23 protein-coding genes are annotated in these 20259 nt (G+C 61.7%); 14 read left to right on the top strand and 9 right to left on the bottom strand.

Translation table 11 applies throughout. The annotated features are described in order from the left end of the window. Window positions 1-133: 133 nt before the first annotated feature. A complete protein-coding gene (locus AArcS_RS12975) occupies window positions 134-952 on the top strand; it encodes an amidohydrolase family protein (protein WP_238477843.1) in 819 nt (272 codons plus the stop codon). A gap of 23 nt (window positions 953-975) precedes the next feature. Here AArcS_RS12975 and AArcS_RS12970 read toward each other — a convergent pair whose 3' ends face one another. Both AArcS_RS12970 and AArcS_RS12965 read right to left on the bottom strand, forming a co-directional pair. Next, window positions 976-1881 (bottom strand): glycosyltransferase family 2 protein, encoded by a 906-nt coding sequence (locus AArcS_RS12970; RefSeq protein WP_238477842.1) that lies wholly within the window; start codon window positions 1879-1881, stop codon window positions 976-978. 54 nt (window positions 1882-1935) lie between these two features. Next, entirely contained in the window at window positions 1936-2640 is a 705-nt protein-coding gene (locus AArcS_RS12965; RefSeq protein WP_238477841.1) for a class I SAM-dependent methyltransferase, read from the bottom strand. Window positions 2641-2850: 210 nt separating this feature from the next. Between AArcS_RS12965 and AArcS_RS12960 the strand changes: the two genes are divergently transcribed. From AArcS_RS12960 to AArcS_RS12950, 3 genes are read left to right on the top strand one after another with little or no spacing between them, the layout of a single operon-like run. Next, on the top strand, window positions 2851-3129 hold the full coding sequence (locus AArcS_RS12960; RefSeq protein ID WP_238477840.1) for a MarR family transcriptional regulator: 279 nt from the start codon (window positions 2851-2853) through the stop codon (window positions 3127-3129). 39 nt (window positions 3130-3168) lie between these two features. After that, entirely contained in the window at window positions 3169-3954 is a 786-nt protein-coding gene (locus AArcS_RS12955; protein ID WP_238477839.1) for an MBL fold metallo-hydrolase, read from the top strand. A 57-nt stretch (window positions 3955-4011) separates the two neighbouring features. Beyond that, window positions 4012-4659 (top strand): YkgJ family cysteine cluster protein, encoded by a 648-nt coding sequence (locus AArcS_RS12950; protein ID WP_238477838.1) that lies wholly within the window; start codon window positions 4012-4014, stop codon window positions 4657-4659. Here the strand turns inward: AArcS_RS12950 and AArcS_RS12945 are convergent. Beyond that, window positions 4656-5060, bottom strand: a complete 405-nt coding sequence (locus tag AArcS_RS12945; protein ID WP_238477837.1) for a TRAM domain-containing protein — start codon at window positions 5058-5060, stop codon at window positions 4656-4658. The two genes, AArcS_RS12950 and AArcS_RS12945, sit on opposite strands and share 4 nt — an antisense overlap. A 164-nt stretch (window positions 5061-5224) precedes the next feature. Further along, entirely contained in the window at window positions 5225-6961 is a 1737-nt protein-coding gene (locus AArcS_RS12940; RefSeq protein WP_238477836.1) for a radical SAM protein, read from the bottom strand. Window positions 6962-7069: 108 nt separating this feature from the next. On the opposite strand from AArcS_RS12940, the gene AArcS_RS12935 reads away from it, so the two are divergent. From AArcS_RS12935 to AArcS_RS12915, 5 genes are all read left to right on the top strand, one after another. Then, on the top strand, window positions 7070-8089 hold the full coding sequence (locus tag AArcS_RS12935; protein ID WP_238477835.1) for a hypothetical protein: 1020 nt from the start codon (window positions 7070-7072) through the stop codon (window positions 8087-8089). Window positions 8090-8359: 270 nt separating this feature from the next. Continuing rightward, a complete protein-coding gene (gene ftsZ, locus AArcS_RS12930) occupies window positions 8360-9523 on the top strand; it encodes a cell division protein FtsZ (protein WP_238477834.1) in 1164 nt (387 codons plus the stop codon). Window positions 9524-9568: 45 nt separating this feature from the next. Beyond that, window positions 9569-9715 carry a hypothetical protein gene (locus tag AArcS_RS12925; protein WP_238477833.1) on the top strand — a complete coding sequence of 49 codons (147 nt, stop codon included), beginning with the start codon at window positions 9569-9571 and terminating at the stop codon, window positions 9713-9715. A 40-nt stretch (window positions 9716-9755) separates the two neighbouring features. Then, the gene (locus AArcS_RS12920; protein ID WP_238477832.1) at window positions 9756-9965 is read left to right on the top strand and encodes a protein translocase SEC61 complex subunit gamma; all 210 of its coding nucleotides are present in this window, start codon (window positions 9756-9758) and stop codon (window positions 9963-9965) included. Between the two features lie 6 nt (window positions 9966-9971). Next, complete coding sequence (locus AArcS_RS12915) at window positions 9972-10409, top strand: transcription elongation factor Spt5 (protein WP_238477831.1); 438 nt, start codon at window positions 9972-9974, stop codon at window positions 10407-10409. On the opposite strand, the gene AArcS_RS12910 is transcribed toward AArcS_RS12915, so the two are convergent. The 3 genes from AArcS_RS12910 to AArcS_RS12900 form a co-directional block, all read right to left on the bottom strand. Continuing rightward, on the bottom strand, window positions 10410-10709 hold the full coding sequence (locus tag AArcS_RS12910; RefSeq protein WP_238477830.1) for a DUF7565 family protein: 300 nt from the start codon (window positions 10707-10709) through the stop codon (window positions 10410-10412). It abuts the gene before it with no gap. A gap of 42 nt (window positions 10710-10751) precedes the next feature. Beyond that, window positions 10752-11540 carry a lycopene cyclase domain-containing protein gene (locus tag AArcS_RS12905; protein ID WP_238477829.1) on the bottom strand — a complete coding sequence of 263 codons (789 nt, stop codon included), beginning with the start codon at window positions 11538-11540 and terminating at the stop codon, window positions 10752-10754. Window positions 11541-11691: 151 nt separating this feature from the next. After that, the gene (locus tag AArcS_RS12900; RefSeq protein ID WP_238477828.1) at window positions 11692-13680 is read right to left on the bottom strand and encodes a bacterio-opsin activator domain-containing protein; all 1989 of its coding nucleotides are present in this window, start codon (window positions 13678-13680) and stop codon (window positions 11692-11694) included. A 261-nt stretch (window positions 13681-13941) separates the two neighbouring features. Between AArcS_RS12900 and AArcS_RS12895 the strand changes: the two genes are divergently transcribed. Genes AArcS_RS12895 through AArcS_RS12885 form a run of 3 tightly spaced genes read left to right on the top strand, consistent with a single transcriptional unit; the run spans window position 13942 to window position 16677 of the window. After that, the gene (locus tag AArcS_RS12895) at window positions 13942-14745 is read left to right on the top strand and encodes a bacteriorhodopsin (RefSeq protein WP_238480012.1); all 804 of its coding nucleotides are present in this window, start codon (window positions 13942-13944) and stop codon (window positions 14743-14745) included. 57 nt (window positions 14746-14802) lie between these two features. Continuing rightward, window positions 14803-15867, top strand: a complete 1065-nt coding sequence (locus AArcS_RS12890; RefSeq protein ID WP_238477827.1) for a Brp/Blh family beta-carotene 15,15'-dioxygenase — start codon at window positions 14803-14805, stop codon at window positions 15865-15867. A gap of 45 nt (window positions 15868-15912) precedes the next feature. After that, entirely contained in the window at window positions 15913-16677 is a 765-nt protein-coding gene (locus tag AArcS_RS12885) for a PHP-associated domain-containing protein (RefSeq protein ID WP_375139613.1), read from the top strand. Here the strand turns inward: AArcS_RS12885 and AArcS_RS12880 are convergent. Together AArcS_RS12880 and AArcS_RS12875 are read right to left on the bottom strand one after the other, a co-directional pair. Then, a complete protein-coding gene (locus tag AArcS_RS12880; RefSeq protein WP_238477825.1) occupies window positions 16674-17162 on the bottom strand; it encodes a metal-dependent hydrolase in 489 nt (162 codons plus the stop codon). The two genes, AArcS_RS12885 and AArcS_RS12880, sit on opposite strands and share 4 nt — an antisense overlap. Window positions 17163-17219: 57 nt before the next feature. Next, window positions 17220-17759, bottom strand: a complete 540-nt coding sequence (locus AArcS_RS12875) for a CinA family protein (protein WP_238477824.1) — start codon at window positions 17757-17759, stop codon at window positions 17220-17222. A gap of 77 nt (window positions 17760-17836) precedes the next feature. Here AArcS_RS12875 and AArcS_RS12870 point away from each other — a divergent pair, with 77 nt between their 5' ends. Both AArcS_RS12870 and AArcS_RS12865 read left to right on the top strand, forming a co-directional pair. After that, a complete protein-coding gene (locus AArcS_RS12870; protein WP_238477823.1) occupies window positions 17837-18934 on the top strand; it encodes a pyridoxal phosphate-dependent aminotransferase in 1098 nt (365 codons plus the stop codon). A gap of 127 nt (window positions 18935-19061) precedes the next feature. Further along, complete coding sequence (locus AArcS_RS12865; RefSeq protein ID WP_238477822.1) at window positions 19062-20255, top strand: ArsA family ATPase; 1194 nt, start codon at window positions 19062-19064, stop codon at window positions 20253-20255. The last annotated feature ends 4 nt before the right edge of the window (window positions 20256-20259 follow it).

Genomic DNA, 20259 nt, shown 5'->3' with positions numbered 1-20259 from the left:
ACGGTTTGCGTTTGCCATGGTGATCTACGATTGATATGTACCTTGCAATTCTATATAAATCTTGCTGAAACGGTCGTGTCCCGTCCCCGCCAGAACCGACAGCTAAAACAGGAGCGGCGCGAAAGGACCGCGTATGCTGGAGCTGGAACACCGGTTTCGCGTCGTCGATGTCCACGTCCGGCTCAACGCGGATCCCGGATCGAGCACGGGTCGGTCGATCACACCGGATACGCTAGAACGCGAGATGCACCAGGCGGGTGTCGTCCGGTCGGTGGTCTTTCCGGGGCAGCGATCGAACACCGATTATCTTCGCGCGAACAACGCGGTCGCCCGCCTGAGCGTCGACCGACCGTTCGTCGCGTTCGCCCGGATCAACGGGACGCGCGACCCCGGCCGTGGCGCGACGTCACAGCTCCGAAACCTGACTACCTCCCGTGAGGAATACCATACGACGCCCGAGGATATCGAACAGTACGCCTACGACGACCGGTTTCACGGGTTCAAACTCGACCCCGTCAGTGACGGGATTCCGGACGGGGAGGTGCTCGCGGTGCTCGACGACGTCGGGTTGCCGGTGCTCGTTCATGGCGACGAGCGGGTTCCTCCTGAAACGATCGCCGACGAACTCCTCGATCACTCCTTCCCCGTTATCCTCGCTCATTTCGGCGGTCATCCCCTCAACCAGGACGCGATGGATCGTGGGATCGATCTCCTCGACGAGTACGACGACTACTATCTGGACACGAGCTACGTCCGGTATCGAGATCAACTCGAACGAGCCTTGCTCGAATATCCCGACCGTATCCTGTTCGGGAGCGGCGGCCCAGAGACCCATCCGAACGTCGCCGTAATGGAAATTCTTACGCTCGATGTCTCCGAGGACAAACTCCATCGGGTATTCGATACCAACCCCTCGCGGGTAATCGACGCGCTGGCCTCCGACCACGAGTGATCGAGTGCCAGTGGGCCGGCAGCTCACCGACGGTCGTATCGCTGCACTGCGCGGTCGTGCCGGCTCGAAATCCCGTTCGGGTTCCGGCGATACGACCGGTCGGCACGACGCGCCCGAAGACCGGCGTAGACGCCGGCGACTAGCCCGCCGGTCACGTCGCGGCCAGTCCGTAACCAGACTGTTGGCTGGAGGTCGCCACGCGTGACGTCACCCGCAGCGTCGATCGAATCGCGTAACGCACGCCAGAGCGTTCTACCCGCCGTCTGCGGTCGGATCCCGTAATTCTTTACGAGTCGATAGGCCCGTGACCGGTAGCTGTAACCGATCTCCCGACCCAGCTCGCCCCCGTCGGCCTCGTACTCCCCCCTGACGCTCATCTCTCCGTTCCACATAATCGAATAGCTCATCCCGGCGAGACGGTGGGATGCGTCGCGTTCGCCATCGCTCGCGAGATACTCGTCGAAGCCGTCAAGCGCGCGAAGGGTGTCGGCTGTGAACGCCACGTTATCGCCGTTGAAAAACGTCACCCTCCGTCCAGCGACCGTCTCCGTTGTCTCCGTTTCGGTCGTCACTCCGGCACGGAGGCTCCGATGTGTCGGCCCGGTGACGACGTCGGCACCGGCGTCAAGCGCGGACACCACCGCGTCGTACCAGGACGGCTCGACCGCGTACGTGCTGTCGACGATCGCGATCCCCTCACCAGTTGCCGTTTCGATTCCGGCGTTTCTGGCAACCGATTCGTTCCGTTCTGATACCTCGACGAGAACGTCGACATCGTCACGATCCCGTACCATTCCGGTCGTCCCGTCAGAGGACGGGCCGTTGACGACGATCAGCTCTATCTCTCCGGCGTGCTCCGCAAGTGCGTCGAGACAGCACCGCAGCTCCTCCCGGTTGTTTAGCGTAGGAACTACTACCGAGAGGTCCATATTTCCCGGTTTCCCTGCCAGAGCTATAAATATCCCGAAAGTACGTGTGGAGACTCAAACGCTGGCGTGCCAGTACGAGACCGACGCGATCGAATCGCCGATCGGGCTCTTTCCGATCGTCGTATCGACACGACGGAACACGTTCGCGAGCGAGTTCGGCAGCGATCGATAGAACCCGTAGGGAAGGACGAAGTCGTGAGAGTCTCCGACTAGCTCCAGCCCAGCACCCTTGATCAAGGAGTGGACCTCGGAGCGAGAATACAGTCGTGAGCCCATCGGGAGCGCCCAGTTGTAGATGCTGCGCGTACTGGTGTTTTTGAAGGTATCGAACATTACGTCGCCGTTCGAGACGCGCTTGATCTCCGCGAGATACTCCGCGGGGGTATCGGCGAGGTGGAAAAACCGCATCGCGATGACGGCGTCGAACTCATCGTCCTCGAACGGAAGCCGTCCAGCGTCGCCACGCATGAACTCGATCGTCTCACCAACCCCGGCGGCGTCGGCTTTCGTCCGGGCTTCGCCGAGCATCTCCGCCGAGATGTCCAGACCGACGATATCCGCTCCGCGCTCGGCCAGCATGGCGGTGAACCGGCCGGTACCGCAAGCTATTTCGAGGATCTTCTTGTCCTCGACGGGCCCGATCGCATCGAGCACGGCTTCTTTCTCCCGTCGGTCGATGAGACGGCCGCCCTGGGAGAACCGCTTGTCGTCGTATTCCTGGGCGATGTCAGTCGCCTGGTACCACTCCTGCCCTTTCACGCTTACCGGGAGTATCTGTCCTGGGGATAAAACGATACTGGAAACGGATCGGTGGTTCGGCTCCGCAGGGTCGGTGCTGCCCGTGACTCCACGCAAATATTGCGAAAGACCGTGGAAGTTGGGCATGGCATATATACTCTTAATATTATTCCATTTATTTTGACCCCAATATAGACAAGTTTTACCATCTCCGACAGCCGCTGGTTCTGTATGAGCACGATCACGGGTGAACGCTCGGACAGCATCGAAGAACCTCTCTCGGATGCGGAGTACCGCGAGCGCCTCCGCGAACTCCCCCCGAGCGCGAAACTGATCGCGAAAGTACTCGAAACCGATGCACCGCTCTCGCAGGGCCAGCTTGCAGAAGAGTCGCTGCTCCCGGATCGCACCGTCCGCTACGCGCTCAACCGACTCGAAGAGGTCGATCTGATCGGCTCCCGGTACAGCTTCCGTGACGCGCGCAAACAGGTCTACTTCCTGCACAACTGAGCGGTTCGTTTTTCTCCCCCCTCGCCGAATATTCCGTGAATGAGCCACGTTCGGCGTGTCCCGATCGACCTCGACGCCCACGTACCGACTGGATCGACGAACGCGTACGTCGTCGGCGACGACGATGGCATCCTCGTCGACCCAGCCCGTCGAACTGACGCGCTCGACGAAGCCGTCGAGAACTGCACACCCTCCAAACTCCTTGTTACGCACACACATCCCGACCACGTCGGCGCTGTCGCCGACTACGCCGTCGAGTACGATCTGACCGTCCTCGCACGGGCCGGGTATGAACACCGTTTCGAGCGCGCCACGGGGATCGCCCCCGAAGAAACGGTTCGCGACGGGAGGCTCATCGATGCGGGGACTCACACGCTTCGAGCGATCGCAACGCCCGGCCACGCCCCGGATCATCTCGCTCTCGACGTTCTCGGAGGCTCCGAGATGCTGGTCGGTGATCTCGCGGTCGCCGATGGGAGCGTGTTCGTCGGCGGAGAGGACGGCGATATGCGGGGCTATCTCACCGCGCTCCGGCGACTGCTGGCACGTAATCCCGACCGGCTCTATCCAGGACACGGCCCCGTCATCGAGGAGCCGGACGAGACGCTGTCACGGCTCATCGCCCACCGCATCGATCGCGAGCGTCGCATCGAGCGGGCGGTCCAGAAAGGTGCATCCACACCCGAAGAGATCGTCGAGCAGGTATACGAAAAGTCGCTCGACGGCGTCCGTGGTCTCGCCCAAAAGACGGTGATCGCCCATCTGGACAAGCTGGCGGTCGAGGATCGAGTCGTCTGGTCGAACGGCGCTGCTCGCCCGCGCTGAGCGGCGCTTCGGCGTCGGGAACGCGGGTCTTTTGTCCGCCCGCACGCTCGACACCGTATGGAGAGCCTCGAAGCCGAGCTGGAGCGTGCGAGGATGCTCGACGTCGACGGGCTAGCTGACGCCATCGAGACCATCGGATTCGAGTGCACACGCTGTGGTGCCTGCTGCAAGGCCGACGAGGAGGACCCGCATACGGCGACGGTGTTTCCCGATGAAGTCCGGGAGTTACAGGACGATGAGTACGACTGGCGGGACGTTGCGCGGCCGATGCCCTACGGCATCGAGGAGGGCGAGGACGGTCCCGAGGGCGAGACGTTCGAGTGGGCACTCGGGACTGACGACTGCGGAGACTGCCAGTTTTATACAGAAGCGGATGACGGAACTGGGGCCTGTACAGTCCACGAAGACCGGCCGTTGATCTGTGCAACCTACCCGTTCAGTGTTGCGCTGGGTGGGACAAGCCAGCCGATGGGCGAACCGGTCGACGAGGAAGGAATGGTCCGTGCCCACGAGTGTGAGGGGCTCGGGCGGGCGATCAGTCGTGAGGACGCCGAAGCGCTCGCCGGGTCACTCAAAGAACGGGCGATCCGCGAGCTGGAAGAGGCGATCGGCGTCCGGGACAACTACGCCCCAACCGATCGGGACGGCATCGTCGTCTACGACTCGGAAGGTCCAAAAAACCGAGACGGCGAGAAGATCCGCTAGAAGCTTTCTTCGACGATCTCGCCGACCGCGAAGTTCGATTTCACTTCGGTAATCTCGACTTTCACTCGCTCGCCGACCTCGGCGTCCGGGACGATGATCACGTAACCCCGCTCGACGCGGGCGATACCGTCGCCCTGTTTGCCGATATCCTCGATCTCGACGTAACGTGTCTCGTTGATCTCGACCGGTGGCTGTGGTTCCGGCGGCGTCCCCGCTTTGCCGCTCGATTCGCTCCCCGTTTCGGCATCAATCTCGCGCTCGATGAGCGCAACACGGTAGGTGTTTCCGGCTTCGATCTCGCCGGTTTCGACTTCGCGTCGCGGGATCTCGACCACGTAGTTGTCCTCCTCCGCTCGCACCTCAGCACTGAACAGACACAGCAGTTTATCAGATATCTCCAAGGTCAAATACCTCCATCACAACCGTTGCAGGCGTCCGTAATAGTAGTGTCGGCGAAAAGACGTGCTGAATCAGTACATCAGTGTTTCTGGCGGCTATATTCGCCGCAACACGAGCGGATCAATCCAGCCCTCCAGTCGGGACAGTCCAACCCACCCAGCAGCTATCAATCGGCACCTTCCGGCCGCCCAGCCCGCGTAAACTCCCTCAGATCGACATCCGCTTCGATCTCCCCAGGACTCTCGTAGGGGCGATTGACGACGATGTCGCCCGCTCGCTGTTTTCCGATCCCGGGAATGGCTGTGAGCTCGTCCATCGACGCCGCATTGACGTCGAGCGGGTAGGGAACCCCCGTCACCGAACGGTAGCCGTGATCGACGATGGCGACATCGAGCGTCCGCCCGAGTTCGAGTTCGCCCGGAATGCCGACCAGCAGCGGGTAGGTCCCGAGCTGTCTGCCGAACGTCTTCCCGTCCTGGTGGTACTCAAGATGGACGTCAGGCAGCCGCGTTCCGGGCGGGGCGAGCCGCTGGAGCATCGGATTGTCGATCTCCTCGCGGACCTCGCGTTTGTACTGTTTGAACTGTTTTTTGTGGTCGCGGGCGATCTCCGCACCGGTCTCGGACATGTCGGTTCCGGCGAAGGCCATCACCTGTCGGATGTTGACTCGGCGGAGCATCAGCCCCTCGTCGTAGACGCGCTGGAGGAAACGTTTGTTGTGTGCGAACGTCTCCTCGCGCTCGCCCTTGAGGCCGTGGACGAGGTTGATTCCGGGCAGGAGTTTCGGGAGCCGATTCGGGACGTCCGGGCCGGTCGCGGGACCGTACGGTTTCTCTGCCCCGTCTGGCTCCTGGCCGGGCCGCCAGCCGCCCTCCTCGTTGACGATCCGCACCGCTTCGAGGCACTCGTCGGCGGTGACGTTCAGGTTGTTGTCGCTCATCACGTTCGGATCGGCGGATTCGAGGCCGAACGCAGCGGTGTCACCGGGGGTGTTGTGCTCGGCGATGATCCGGATCCCCTCGCGGGCCAGCTCCGGCCACTGTACCACCGTGATCGGATTCATATTGTCGAGATGCAGTGTCTCCAGATCGGGTGCGACCTCGCGGATGCCGCCGTAGAGCTGGCGCAGGGCGTCGGGATTGGGCTTCTCGCCGTCGCCGCCGTACGCGAGGATGTCGGCCTGCCGTCCGAGCCGGAAGTGTTTCACGCCGTGGTCGGCGAGCAGGTCGACCTCGGTGACGACCGACGGTGGGGGACGGAAGTCGGGGTCGCCATACAGCGGCTCGGTACAAAACGAACAGCGGTACGGACAGCCCCGCGAGGTCTCCATTTCGCAGATGAGATAGTCGGGGTGGTTCGGATGCTGTTCGACGATGAAGGTACCGTCGGCAGCCCACTGATCGATCTCCTCGTTCGAGCGCATCCGGTTGCCGAAGCCCTCAAGGCCGCTGTCGACGAGGTCGTAGGCCGCGGCCTCGATGTCGCCTTTCGCAACGAAATCGTAGTCCAGATCGTCGCGCTCGGTCTCGATTCCCCCCTCGTTGCCGTCGCCGACGCCGAACTTCACCGGTCCGCCCATCAGCGTGGTGCCCTTCGCCGTCCAGGCGAGTTCTTTCACTTCGTCGGGTTCGGCCGGAGTACCGCCGACGTACTTGCCGGGGACCGTGATCCCGCCGATGTAACAGAACAGGTCGGCGTTTGCCACGTCCGCCCACTTCGATCTGTCATCGCGGAGTTCGTCGATCGTGTGATAGGTGATCTGTTCTCGCGGGACACCGGCGTCGACCAGCGCTCCGGCCGTGTAGCGCGGATACGTCGAGATGTATGGCGGAACCCCGAAGTGAGCGGGCTCGTCGACGTAGCCGTCGACGAGGGTCACATCGAGCGTCGCGGGGTCAGTCATACCCATCTGTACCGTCTCGACGGTGAAAACCCATACGAAAGCTGGGATGGTACTGGCCGGTTGCCAACAGTTATTTACCAACTCGGAGAATGTGATCCGGATATCCAGATGTCCGATCAATCTACCCGGCGGTCCGATATCTCCACGCGGCGCGACGTACTGCAGGCCGTGGGCGTGCTCTCCACGACTGGCGCGGTCGCAGGGCTGGCAGGCTGTCTCGGAAGTGACGACGAAAATGACGATGATGACCCGATCGAAGTAGCGGATTTTGAACTCTCATCGTGGCTCTCCGCGCCCGGTACAGTCACCGGCGAGGACCACTATCCGTTCGAGTATTTCTCCTACGAGGCGTTTCTGGCGCTCGAAGACACGCTCGGCGAGGGACCGCTGTCCGAAGACGACTACGAGGAGATCGAAGCAGGCGTAAACGGCGAGGGCTCGCAACCGCGTCCGCTTCCCTCCCTGAGCGGGCGGGAGATCGACACGTTCGGCGAGTACCTCACAGTCGACAACAACGCCCAGCAGGTGCTGTACGGCGATCATGCACCGGACGCCATCGGTGACGGACTGGTCGAGGATGTCGGCTTCGAGCGCGTCGGTAGCCACGGCGGATTCGACATATACCTGAACGAGCTACAGGGCCAGCCGGTCGACATCGCGGTCGGTCTGAGCGAGGATGTCCTGCTGTGGGTCGAAGACGAGTATCCCGACGACGATATCGAAGCGCTCGCAGACACACAGACCGGTGATACTGCGCGGTACACTGACGAGAGCGAGGAGATGTCCGAACTCCTCGATCACGTCGGTAGCGGTGCGCGAAGCCTCGGCGAAACGTCCGATCCGATCTCTCAAACCGACCTCGACTTCCCGGCATTCGAGGGGCAGGTCGCCTATGGCTATGACGTCGCCCTCGACGGCGACCCGATCGACGAGCGCTATGTCATCGTCTTCGAGGACGAGGATGCGGTCACGCTCGACGATGTCGAGGCGTGGGCCGGTGGCGAGGGAGATGGCGAGGAACGGTTCGCGTCTCACACCGACGTATCCACCGAGCAGGACGGTCGGACAGTTGTAGTTTCGGGAACCCGGGAGACCGTCGATCCGTTCGTCGACCTCTACAGCCCGTGACCACCTCCCCGTGGTAAAACGCAAGGGTGTCGCCTCGAATATTCCGTAACCCACCGATACCGACGAGCGTCACGGTTGTCCGTTCAGTGTTGGTCTGTGTAGTCCAGTTAGGACACCAGCGGTTGGATGGCCGTCATTCCAGCGATTCAACCAGTCGTATCATCCCGAGGGGGCTTTGCCTACCGGTCTTCGAGGACGGGACGAGCGTCTGACGAGCGTCTGACGCACGAGGGGAAAGATAATTAACCTCCACTTAGTAACACTGGTCAAATGGACTCAATCGTTGACGATGCCATCGACGAGGCCGAGGAGGGGGAGGAGGGGCCACCGGACCAGCACAGTGTGAACCCATCGGGAACGATGACCGACGACGAACTCGAAGATGTCCTGCAGGACCTGCAAACGAACATCACGGTGGTCGGCTGTGGTGGCGCGGGCGGTAACACCGTCGATCGGATGTTCGAGGAGGGGATCCACGGTGCGAAACTGGTCGCCGCCAACACCGACGTCCAGCACCTCGTGGAGATCGAGGCCGACACGAAGATCCTGATGGGCGAACAGAAGACCCAGGGCCGCGGCGCTGGTTCGCTCCCGCAGGTCGGCGAGGAGGCTGCCATCGAGAGTCAAGAGGAGATCTACGACGCCGTCGACGGCTCGGATATGGTCTTCGTCACTGCTGGCCTCGGTGGGGGTACCGGCACGGGCAGCGCTCCGGTCGTCGCCAAGGCCGCCCGCGAGAGCGGGGCGCTGACCATCGCCATCGTCACGACGCCGTTCACTGCCGAGGGCGAGGTCCGGCGCACCAACGCTGAAGCCGGTCTCGAACGGCTCCGCGACGTCGCCGACACCGTCATCGTCGTCCCGAACGACCGGCTGCTCGACTCCGTTGGCAAACTCCCCGTCCGACAGGCGTTCAAGGTTAGCGACGAGGTGTTGATGCGATCGGTCAAGGGAATCACCGAACTGATCACGAAACCCGGCCTGGTCAACCTGGACTTCGCCGACGTCCGGACCGTGATGGAACGGGGCGGCGTCGCCATGATCGGGCTCGGGGAGTCCGATTCGGACGCCAAGGCCCAGGACTCGGTCAAGACGGCGCTTCGCTCGCCCCTGCTCGACGTCGATATTTCGGGCGCGAACTCCGCGCTCGTCAACGTTACCGGCGGCTCCGACATGTCCATCGAGGAAGCCGAAGGTGTCGTCGAGGAGATCTACGACCGGATCGATCCCGACGCGCGGATCATCTGGGGCACCTCCGTCGACGAGGAACTCGAAGGCATGATGCGAACGATGATCGTCGTCACCGGCGTCGACTCCCCACAGATCTACGGCGGCAGCGACGAGGACGAGTCCCAGCCCGAACCACAGGGCCGAGCGCCCGAACCACAGGGCCAGCCCGCCGACGGCGTCGAGGATATCGACTTCGTCGAATAGGCCCGCTCTCGCTACGTTTACGTCAGTCCGTGTGAATCTGCACCGATGAGCGACAGCACGGCGGGTTTGCATCGGGTGTCGATTGCACGCGGATACGGTCGCCGAGTCGATCCCATCAGGGGGCCGCCCATGTGGATCGCAAAGCTCCCGATAACTGACCTCTCGATCCCGAAATACGTCATCCACGGGTAGAAAGATAGAAAAAGGCCCCTCTGTTAGAAGCCCTATACACATGGACGTCCCTCTAGATCTCACGTCGTACGTGCGGGTCCTCAAAATGGCCAGCACGCCGTCGTGGAACGAGTTCTCACAGGTCGCCAAGATCGCCGGTGCTGGCATTCTCGTCGTCGGTTTCATCGGCTTTCTGATCGCCGCGTTTATGCTCCACCTGGTGCCACCCTACGAGGGTGGCTTCCTGCTCTGGGCAGCCCTCGGAGCGTGATATAGCATGTCGATTTACGCAGTCAAAACAACCGCGAGTCAGGAACGCACCGTCGCCGACATGATCATGACTCGTGAAGAAGACGACATCCATGCGGCGCTCGCACCCGACTCGCTTACTAGCTACGTGATGGTTGAAGCCGAGGACGATGCGATCCTCTCTCGCGTCCTCGAGGAGATCCCTCACGCTCGCAGTATCGTCCCCGGTGAGAGCGGTATCTCGGAGGTCGAACACTTTCTCTCGCCCACGCCGGACGTCGAGGGGATCGCGGAGGGAGACATCGTCGAACTCGTCGCCGGACCGTTCAAAGGCGAGAAGGCACAGGTCCAGCGGATCGACGAGGGCAAAGATCAGGTAACCGTCGAACTCTACGAGGCGACCGTTCCGATTCCCGTAACCGTCCGGGGCGACCAGATCCGCGTGCTCGACAGCGACGAACGGTAACTATAACGAACCGCTGTCGTTCAACCGCTCGACAACCTGCTGGAGATCGGCTGTCGCTTCGACTTCGTCCTTTACTTCTTCGCGCTCGCGGACGTCATCGGAGTCGGCGTCGTACGCGCGCACGTACTCGGCGCGAGTGTGCTCGTTAAACGCGTGTCTGAGCGCCAGATAGCCGTCGGGGACGACGACGCCACAGACCTTGCACTCACGGCGCTGGTGCTCGCTCGTCTGGTGGATAATCGCGTCCTCGATCTCGTCGAATACCTCGCCACAGCCATCGATTCCGCATGCCCAGGTCATTAGTGAACGCCTCTCCCGGCAGGGGCTAAAACCCTTCGGCACTCACGCTCGCTCGCTGTCGACTGCCTGTGCCCGCTCGCTGAACCAGCCGACGCCGGCGAACTCGTAGGGGCGGTCGAGTAGCCACATGTAGAGGACGATCCCCTGCACGAGGAAGACGTTCGTCAAGAAGAAAAACAGCGCCTCCTCGACTGGCAGTCCAAGCAGGGAGAGGCCGATCGTGTGTGTCTCCGAAATCGACCAGATCCCCAGACCGATCGCGATCCGATCGACGGTCCAGAGGTATAGCGTTGGGACGACAAGTGCCACTGCGAGGAGTCGTGGGACTTCTTTTATTAGATACGTGATCCCGAACGCCCACTGGATGGCGAGGATCGGGCCCGCCCAGAACAGCAGGGAACCGAGATAAAACGTCGAGGTCGTCCCCATGAGGAAGTATCCGAGAACGCAGATCGCGAGACCGCCAGCCGCTCCCGCGAGCCGATGTGATAGTGGAATCAGTAACGACCGGTCTTCGACAGTCAGGAACTGAAATAGCCAGAACGCCGTGAGTATCGGCTGCAGGATGAAAAAGAGGTATTCCTCTATCGGCGTGTACCAGATCGTTCCGAGCACAGCACCGTCGCCGTACCACCAGACACCTCTGGGAATCATGACGTTCGTCCACGGTGTCGTGTAGACGACCGCGAGAAACAGCATAATGGCGAGCCCGGAGAGTGGAGCACGTCCCCAGCTAGCGTCGTCCCGCCGCCACGCAAACCACCCCAAGACCAGCAATGGCGGCAGAATGAACACGAGATGAAACTCCATGTAGGTAAGTGGTACGCTCATGTGCGATCACCGGGGTGACGTCCGTCGCAGACAGCACCGACATGGGTACTTGGGCGACACGTCCCGAAAACCGACCTGCGGCTACTCCGGTAATAGCGATAGCTCATCCTGTAAAAAGCAGTGAATCGTATGACTAAGAATCATCTCCTTACTAGTTAGGGTTCACGAAGGATTGGACGAGTTTGCGCTCGGCCGCACGGAGATGCTGGTGGAACGTCTGTCGAGTGATCCCCATCGTTTCCGCGACCTCTTCACCGTCGACCTGGCGTGGCCACTCGAAGTAGCCGTTCAAATGGGCTGTCTCCAGCGCCGCCTGCTGACGGTCGGTCAATCGTTCGTTTACCGCCGCGGCGAACTCGTGGGTCGTCTCTTCATGTCCGTCACGCTCGTGTTTGGCCTTGAGCTCGACACGGTCGTACAGCGACTCAAGCAGTTCGAGTACCGATCGGGTATTGTACTTTAATGGCAGTTCCAGGGATAGCGTCGCTTGCGTCGGCTCTGCCGTAATGTTCACGACCGACGCACCGTAATCTCCGAGCTGGTCGAATGGTTCCTTCGTGTTGACCTCGGCAGCGAACGTGTACCCCTCGTCCGTCTCCGAAACACGACGAATATTCTCGACGCGTGGAAGTGATAGCAGATCGGCCGGGTTGCCGTTCATTCGTGTCGTCCGAACGTAGATCTCGTAGCCGTTATCGCGCACCAGCCCGACGAACTCGACATCGGTGCCGATCACGTCGGCGAACCGCGAGAGTGGGAACGTCTCGTCGTAGATCTCGAACTCCAGTTCGAGGACGTTTGCAGTCGTCAACATTCGTGCCGTCTCGGCGGCGTTGAGGCCACTGGCGATCATCTGTCCGATCGATTCGAACAGCTCGACTTCCCGACTGTCCAGCGCATCGTCGCTATCGGCGTAGACGCCCAGTAGTCCGTACCTCTTTTGTTGATAGACCAGCGGAATGATGGCGAGCCGTCGTGCGCCGACTGAGTCCGGGGCGAGCCGCCCGCGCTCGTCGGAGCCGACTGTGCAAACCCTGACGCTCCCCAACTCGAGTGCGTCTTCGACCGCGTTCGGCATCGATTCGATCTCGACTGGCGACTGAATCCCGGATATCGCTCCCGTCTGTGTCGACAGTTGTAGCTTCGTATCAGCTGGATTCATCGTCCCGATCCAGCTCGCGACGTAACTTTTCGAGCTGACTATCTCCTCACAGACTTGCTGTTCGATCGTTGCACGTTCGTTCTCCTCGACGAGGATCCGGGTAATCTCGCTAAGGAGTCCGTTCACACGCGATAGTATTCGTTGCAATACGGTCCGTTCGGCTGCTAGTTTCTCCGCGCGCCCCTTTGCGAGCCGTTCGGCTGCTTTTCTGTCTGTCACGTCGTTCTGGAACCCGACGTAGTGGACGAGCTCTCCGTCGTCATCGTATATGGGCGCGACTGTCAACTCGTTCCAGAAGGGTGTCCCATCGTTCCGGTAGTTTCGGATCTCGACGGTGACTGGCTCTTCGTCCTCGATTGCTGTCGCCAGTTCGTCGACGTTATCCGGATCCGTTTCCGGCCCCTGTAGGATCCGAGGATTCCGACCGAGCATGTCTCCTTCGTCGTACCCGGTCAGTTCGGACCATGCTTCGTTGACGAACACGAGCGGGTTATCCGCCAGTGTGGGGTCGCTCATCGTGATTCCGATCGGTGCCTCGTGGACGGCACGCGAGATATCTTCCGGCGTCGGTCTGTGTTCCTCGATTTCCTCTTTGTGGACCGTCGCCGATCTGTTGACGGTAAGATCGGTGACTTCGGTGTTTAACTGGCGTAACGATTCGGCTCCGTTCTTTCGAAGGAACCTGCTTACCCCGTTATCGAAGGCCCGCTCCGTGATCTCCTCTTCGTCCGAGTCGGTAAAAAGAACGACCGGTAGTCCGGGATGTGTTTCGCGCACGGCCGATAATAACGAGAGCCCGTCGTCGCCGGGGAGTTCGTACCCGCTCACCAGGCAGTCGAACTGCTGGCTGGACAGTTTGGCGAGCGCTCTCGTCGCCTTGCTGACGTGGACGACCTGACAGCCCGTGCTCTCAAGTGAGGCCTTGATGTCGTCGGCGTCTTCCGCCGGATACACGAGCAGCGTCCGGGGTTTGATCATAGTAAGGTATTGGAGCGCGTCGGATAATATGTTCTGGTATGTTTCATTATCAATTTAGAAATATTAAGAACACGGGTTGGGGTTAGTGCTCCCAACCGACTACTGAGTTTCTCTTGGTACCTTTTCGCATGTTTGTAGGATGTGTTCATACTAGTAAGGACATACCCTTTTTACATAGTCGTACCCCTCTTCGATTGGATTATGTTAGAGGCGATAGCTGGTGATGCGGCTGCAATAGCACAGTTCGGGACGTTCCTCGAGATGACACAGCCAGAAATCTTCGAGGCAGTACAGGATGACGCGCTGCTGAGCGCCTCGTTCTGGGTAAACATCGCGCTTGCCGGCCTCTCGATCCTGCTGTTCGTGTATATGGGTCGTAACGTCAAAGATCCACGCGCGCAGCTGATTTTCGTGGCGACGCTGATGGTCCCGCTTGTCTCAATCTCCAGTTATACTGGGCTCGTGTCCGGACTGACAATCAGTTTCCTGGAGATGCCGGCGGGGCACGCACTCGCGGGCGAAGAGGTACTCACCATGTGGGGTCGCTACCTCACCTGGGCACTGTCGACTCCGATGATCCTGCTCGCACTCGGTCTGCTTGCAGGCTCTAACGCGACGGATCTGTTCACGATCCTTGTTGCGGACATCAGCATGTGTGTGACCGGGCTTGCAGCTGCACTGACCGTGTCTTCACACGGCCTGCGCTGGTTCTGGTACTTCATCAGCTGCATGTTCTTCCTGGTCGTCCTCTACGTCCTGCTGGTCAAGTGGCCGGAGGACGCCAAAGCGAACGGGACGGCTGAAATCTTCAACACGCTGAAGATCCTCACGGTCGCGATGTGGCTCGGCTACCCGATCTTCTGGGCGCTCGGCGCCGAGGGGATCGCCGTGCTCGACGTCGCGATCACCTCGTGGGCCTACAGCGGGCTCGACATCGTCGCGAAGTACATCTTCGCGTTCCTGCTGCTGAACTGGGTCGCGAAGAACGAGTCGGTCATTGCGGACATGCCGTCGGTCGGCGTCGACCGCTCCGGGGCGTCCGGCGCGGCCCCTGCTGACGACTGATCGGACCCGGATTCGACGAGTCGCCTTTTTTATTGTCGCGCTCCGGAGTATCCACTGATGAGTGACACTTCCAGCCCTACTGCAGAGCGACTCACAACAGCCCTTGCTGGACGGCGGTTAGAGGGGGCCGCCAGACTGGCGCTTCTTCCGGGCTGGATCACGCTCCTTGCGACCTCCGTCGTTGTCACGGTCGTCGGCACGGAGATTCCGCTTTCGATACAGTTAGCCCCACTATTCTTGAGCGTCCTCCTGCTGGGACTTCCCCACGGTGCGGTCGACCATCTCGTCACTCCCCGTGCGAGAGGGACGGGACTGACCGCCCGCTCACTGGCGGAGGTCGGGCTCGTGTACGCACTGCTCGGTGGGGGGTACGCGGTGGTCTGGTTTCTCTCGCCTGCCGCCGCGTTCGTCTTCTTCATCCTGCTCACCTGGTTTCACTGGGGACAGGGTGACGTGCACCCGCTTCGGGAACTCGTCGGTGTCACACACGTCCGGGGTCCCGGCGGGACGGCACTGACCGCCCTCGTCCGCGGCGGCGCACCCATGCTGGTGCCGCTGGTCGCGTTCCCCGGCGAGTACCGACGCGTCGCCGAGTGGATCGTCGGCGTAGTCGACCCGGGTGCCGTCGGTGCACTCGATCCATTCTTCACTACCGAAGCGCGCCTTCTCGTCGCCGTCGTGTACGGCTCGCTCGTCGTCACTGCACTCGGGCTGGGGTGGATTCGTGCGTCGAACACGCGTCCGTGGCGGATCGACGCCGCCGAAACCGGATTGCTGGTCGTGTTTTTTGCTACCGTCCCACCACTGCTTGCGATCGGCCTGTACTTCTGTTTCTGGCACTCGCTCCGGCACATCGTCCGATTTTTGCTGCTTGACGACCGGATTGCGGCGTCCGTGGACGACGGGGCTGTCGTGGCCCCGATGGCCCGGTTTGCCCGCGACGCTGCCCCGCTGACGGCGCTCTCACTCGTGTTTGCCGTCGCGCTCTACCTGTTGCTGCCGGGAGCCGCAGCCGACCCCGGGAGCCTAATGGGGGTCTATCTGGTCTTTATCGCCGTGCTGACGCTCCCACACGTCGCCTTCGTTTCCGTCCTCGATTACTACGATGGGTTCTGGCGATGACCGGATACCGTAATCGCTAATTCGGGACACCCGGAATTCGTGGCTGTGACCGAACGCGATGGGACCCGGGTCGATTGCCACGTGAAAATACTCGACGAAGGTGTCGCCGAGCGGGCAAAGGCACGCGGGATCGACGTACTCGTGTACGCTCCTCATTTCATGCCCTTGCCCGAGATAGAGCGCCGGGCGGATCGGTTCTCGGACGATGAACTCCTCGTTGTCCCCGCCCGCGAGGTGTTTACCGGCCCCTGGCGCGAGCGCAAACACGTCCTCGCACTGGGACTGTCCGATCCCATCCCCGACTTCATCTCGCTCGATGGTGCGATGGCTGAACTCGATCGGCAGGACGCCACTGTGATCGTCCCTCACCCCGAGTTTCTCACGGTTGGACTGGCCGAAGACGATATCCTGGCCCACCGTGAGCGGATCGACGCGGTCGAGGTGTACAATCTGAAACACTGGCAACGACACACCACCCGGGCCCGCGAGATTGCGCGGACCGTCGACGCTCCGGTTACCGCGTCGTCGTACGCGCATCTCCCTGGCTCTGTCGGCTTGGCATGGACGACGTTCGATCGCGATATCCGGACCGAAGCCGAGCTGTGCACTGCGCTGCAGGACGGCGTCTCACGGCAGGCCTGTCGTCGTCGGGGGTGGAGCCACCGGCTCCAGTCGGTCGCGGAGTTCGCCCATCTCGGCTGGGAGAACACCGGGAAGAAGTTCGATCGAATCGTCCTCTCGGAGACCGAGCCAACACACCCGACACGATCGCTCTATGCGAGTCGGTTCGACGACGTCTCGGCATACTAGATGCCGACCGACGACCGGGCAGCGTCGAGCGCCATCAGCGGGACATCGTAGATGATCAGTGCCGCGACGACGAGTTCTGCCAGCGTAACCACGATCGTCATCAGCGTCGAACGATTGCTACTCACCGCGACGCCGATCGGGAGACCGAACTCCTTCTTCCAGATCGGGTAAAACAGCGCAATGCCACGCTTGCTCCCCGCGATATCGAGGACATAGTGCGTCAGCACACCGATCCAGACGTACTGAAGGTTCCCGTCAAAGAAGTACGGGAACGCAACGAACAGAGCCAGTATTGGGAGGTTGTGCAGCGTCTTGCGGTGTTTTCCGAAGTCAGTGTCGACGTCCGGAAACAGTGCGCCGAGTGTGACGGGAATACCGATTGCGACCATCGCAATAAACGTTGTCTCGTCACCAGCGGGCTCGAGCAGGTACGCGAGACCGATGCTCAGGAAGACGGCGTTGAGCACGTGTCCTTTTTTATTCATCGGATATACTGATCTTCTCCGACCGCCCGCCGAAAGATACTTTCCCTTTTGATCCGGTTACAGACCGGATACCAACCGTAGTTCCGCGAGCACATCTTCCAGCGCCTGCTGGACGGTTGCTGATCGGACTGCCGACCGATCTCCCTCGAATTCGTAGCGTGAGACCGTTGTGTACGACTCGTTCGTCTCCCACGGACCGGCGTACGCGACGCCGAGATACACCGTCCCGACAGGGGTCTCCTCGGTTCCGCCGCCCGGCCCCGCGACGCCGGTTATCCCAACACCCCAGGTTACGTCTGCAGTATCCCGAACACCGCTGGCCATCTGTCGAGCAACCGGTTCGCTGACCGCCCCATGATCGTCGAGGTCCTCCCGGTTGACCCCCAGCAGCTGCCGCTTGGCGTCGTAGGCGTAGGTTACCAGCGCACGGTCGAAGTAGTCACTGGAGCCGGGGACTGCCGTCAGCGCTGCTCCCATGAGTCCTCCAGTACACGATTCTGCGGTGGCAATCGTGGCGTCTTGCTCACGAAGCTGGTCACCGAGTTCGGCGGCGAGAGTAGCCCCCGGCGGTTTCGTGCTGTCGTCAGGATCGCTCATATCGGCGAATCGATCGGCACCGTCTTGAATCCCCGCCGTCCCGAAAGAGACTCCCGTCACCGCTCGAACGAAGTGCCATGAGCAACGACCGGCCACTGTTCTTTCAGGTCATGCAGTACGCCGACCGCGCTGATGGTGACGTGATCAACATGGTAAGTGGCAGCCCCGACTGGGAACCCCCTGCCGCGCTTCGCGAGGGGCTCGTCGAGTACGCTGATAGCGAGCCCGACGCGTTCCAGTACCAGCCCAGCGAGGGACTGACGAAGCTCCGCGCCGAGATTGCCGACCGCCGAGGAGTCGATCTCGAACAGGTTGTCGTCACGAACGGCGGCGCGGAGGCGAACTACCTCGCGATGGCCGCGGCGCTGGAGCGTTCAGGAGGCGATGAGGTACTCCTCACTGATCCGGTGTACCCGTACTACCCACGGAAGGCGGAGCTGTTGAGCGGTGTTCCGGAGTACGTCTCAGCAAATGCGGATGGCACGCTCGATCCGGCGCTGATCCGCGACGCCGCCACCGAGGAGACTGCGGCGATCGTCGTGACGACGCCGAACAACCCGACCGGTGCGGTGTACGACGAGTCGACGATGTGCGAACTCGTGGCGATTGCGGAGGATGTCGACGCTATACTTGTTAGCGACGAGGTGTATGACCATTTCGACTACTCCGGTGACTTTTCGAGCGCGCTGGCAGTCGACTCCGACCATCGAATCGTCACCAACTCCTTCTCGAAGTCGCTGGCGATCACCGGGTTCCGGGTCGGCTACGCTGTGGTCCCGCACGCGCTGATCGACTCGGTGAAGACGCGGCACATGCTGGTCAACGTGGCCGGAAGCCGTCCTGCCCAGTACGCTGTCCTGCAGGCGCTACAGGAAACCGAGCCCGCGTACTACCGGGAGAACCGCGAACGGATGTATGCGCGGATCGAGGCGTTTACCGACGGTCTTGAACAGGCGGGTGCCGAATACACGATTCCTGACGGTGGCTTCTACGTCCTCGCACGGTTCCCGGAGTTCCCGGGGACACTTGCGAACGTCGAGCAGTTGATCGACGACACCGGGGTCGCAGGGATGCCCGGCGAGGCGTTCGGGAGCGCCCGCGACGAGTGGCTTCGATTCGCGTTGCTCTCGCCGCGTGTCGACGAGGCCGCGGATCGGCTCGCGGAGTATTTCTAGCGCAGCCCTTTCGGGGTAGTCGGACTGTCGGTCGGCCCTGCCCACCGACCCCGGGCGTCCATGCGCTCTGGCCGCCCGATCCCATATGAACCGACGGGTACACAAGCCCGCGAGCGGTAGCGCGGGTATGAGCAGCATCGACGTCGAGGCGGTCGACGAGGTCGAGGAGGGGTCGACGGAGCCGGATGATGGGTCTGCAGATCCGATCGATGAGAGTGATGACGACGGGGTCGAGGTTGACGTCGAACCCGGTATCGAAATTACGCCCGAGACGCCCGAGTACGTCCTCTACGGCGGCAAAGGCGGCGTCGGGAAGACGACAATGGCCGCGGCGACCGCGCTGGCCAGCGCCGAGTCGGGGACGAAAACGCTGGTCGTCTCGACCGATCCGGCTCACTCGCTGTCGGATACCTTCGAGGCCGACATCTCGCCGCGCCCGGAACGGATTCGCGAGGACGTTCCGCTGTACGCCGCCGAGATCGATCCGGATGATGCGATGGAGGAGAACGCCGCGATGTTCGGCGGTGGCGCTGGGGCCGAACCCGGGTCTGCAGGCGGCCCGGATATGAGTGCAGAGGCCGGTGCCGGTACTGGCTCACAGGGCGGTCTGGGCGGTCTCGGCGACCTGCTCGGCGGTGATGGGCCGATGGACATGCTGATGGGCGGGTCGATGCCGGGCTCGGACGAGGCGGTGGCGATCCAGAAACTCATCGAGTACATGGACGACCCACGCTTCGATCGGGTGGTCGTCGATACTGCGCCGACGGGTCACACCCTGCGACTGCTCGAACTCCCCGAGATCATGGATACCATGGTCGGCCGGGTCCTCGCGATGCGCGAGCGGTTCAGTGGAATGCTGGAGGGCGTCAAAGGGATGTTCGGCGGCGAGGACGTCCCCGAGGAGGGTGGTGTCGACGAGTTGCGAGAGCTCAGCGAGCGGATCGAACGCCTCCGTGAGACCTTGCGTGACCCGGCCCAGACCGACTTCCGTGTCGTGATGGTCCCCGAGGAGATGAGCGTTTTCGAGAGCCAGCGACTGGTCGACCAGTTGCGTGAGTTCGAGATTCCCGTCGGAACAGTGGTTGTGAACAAAGTGATGGAGGATCTGGCGGACGTGACCGACGATGTCGATGCCGATCAGTTCGTCACGCCGGACCTCGACAGTTGCGAGTTCTGCCAGCGTCGCTGGGACGTCCAGCAGGCGGCGCTGGGATCCGCACACGAGTTGTTCCGCGGCCACGAAATCAAGCGCGTCCCGCTGTTTGCCGACGAAGTGCGTGGAGAACGGATGCTCCGGACTGTTGCGCGCTGTCTCTCTTGACTGG

The sequence above is a fragment of the Natranaeroarchaeum sulfidigenes genome (assembly GCF_017094485.1).
Classification (GTDB): Archaea; Halobacteriota; Halobacteria; order Halobacteriales; family Natronoarchaeaceae; genus Natranaeroarchaeum; species Natranaeroarchaeum sulfidigenes.
This window is presented reverse-complemented; position numbering and strand designations above follow the sequence as displayed.

Bases quoted from the DNA above. Each gene is read 5' to 3' on its own strand.
- AArcS_RS12870 (WP_238477823.1), top strand. From the start codon at position 17,837: ATGAGCAACGACCGGCCACTGTTCTTTCAGGTCATGCAGTACGCCGAC.
- AArcS_RS12865 (WP_238477822.1), top strand. From the start codon at position 19,062: ATGAGCAGCATCGACGTCGAGGCGGTCGACGAGGTCGAGGAGGGGTCG.
- AArcS_RS12910 (WP_238477830.1), bottom strand. From the start codon at position 10,709: ATGACCTGGGCATGCGGAATCGATGGCTGTGGCGAGGTATTCGACGAG.
- AArcS_RS12935 (WP_238477835.1), top strand. From the start codon at position 7,070: ATGTCCGATCAATCTACCCGGCGGTCCGATATCTCCACGCGGCGCGAC.
- AArcS_RS12900 (WP_238477828.1), bottom strand. From the start codon at position 13,680: ATGATCAAACCCCGGACGCTGCTCGTGTATCCGGCGGAAGACGCCGAC.
- AArcS_RS12960 (WP_238477840.1), top strand. From the start codon at position 2,851: ATGAGCACGATCACGGGTGAACGCTCGGACAGCATCGAAGAACCTCTC.
- AArcS_RS12925 (WP_238477833.1), top strand. From the start codon at position 9,569: ATGAGCGACAGCACGGCGGGTTTGCATCGGGTGTCGATTGCACGCGGA.
- AArcS_RS12940 (WP_238477836.1), bottom strand. From the start codon at position 6,961: ATGACTGACCCCGCGACGCTCGATGTGACCCTCGTCGACGGCTACGTC.
- AArcS_RS12915 (WP_238477831.1), top strand. From the start codon at position 9,972: ATGTCGATTTACGCAGTCAAAACAACCGCGAGTCAGGAACGCACCGTC.
- AArcS_RS12970 (WP_238477842.1), bottom strand. From the start codon at position 1,881: ATGGACCTCTCGGTAGTAGTTCCTACGCTAAACAACCGGGAGGAGCTG.
- AArcS_RS12905 (WP_238477829.1), bottom strand. From the start codon at position 11,540: ATGAGCGTACCACTTACCTACATGGAGTTTCATCTCGTGTTCATTCTG.
- AArcS_RS12950 (WP_238477838.1), top strand. From the start codon at position 4,012: ATGGAGAGCCTCGAAGCCGAGCTGGAGCGTGCGAGGATGCTCGACGTC.
- AArcS_RS12880 (WP_238477825.1), bottom strand. From the start codon at position 17,162: ATGAATAAAAAAGGACACGTGCTCAACGCCGTCTTCCTGAGCATCGGT.
- AArcS_RS12875 (WP_238477824.1), bottom strand. From the start codon at position 17,759: ATGAGCGATCCTGACGACAGCACGAAACCGCCGGGGGCTACTCTCGCC.
- AArcS_RS12955 (WP_238477839.1), top strand. From the start codon at position 3,169: ATGAGCCACGTTCGGCGTGTCCCGATCGACCTCGACGCCCACGTACCG.
- AArcS_RS12975 (WP_238477843.1), top strand. From the start codon at position 134: ATGCTGGAGCTGGAACACCGGTTTCGCGTCGTCGATGTCCACGTCCGG.
- ftsZ (WP_238477834.1), top strand. From the start codon at position 8,360: ATGGACTCAATCGTTGACGATGCCATCGACGAGGCCGAGGAGGGGGAG.
- AArcS_RS12890 (WP_238477827.1), top strand. From the start codon at position 14,803: ATGAGTGACACTTCCAGCCCTACTGCAGAGCGACTCACAACAGCCCTT.
- AArcS_RS12920 (WP_238477832.1), top strand. From the start codon at position 9,756: ATGGACGTCCCTCTAGATCTCACGTCGTACGTGCGGGTCCTCAAAATG.
- AArcS_RS12895 (WP_238480012.1), top strand. From the start codon at position 13,942: ATGACACAGCCAGAAATCTTCGAGGCAGTACAGGATGACGCGCTGCTG.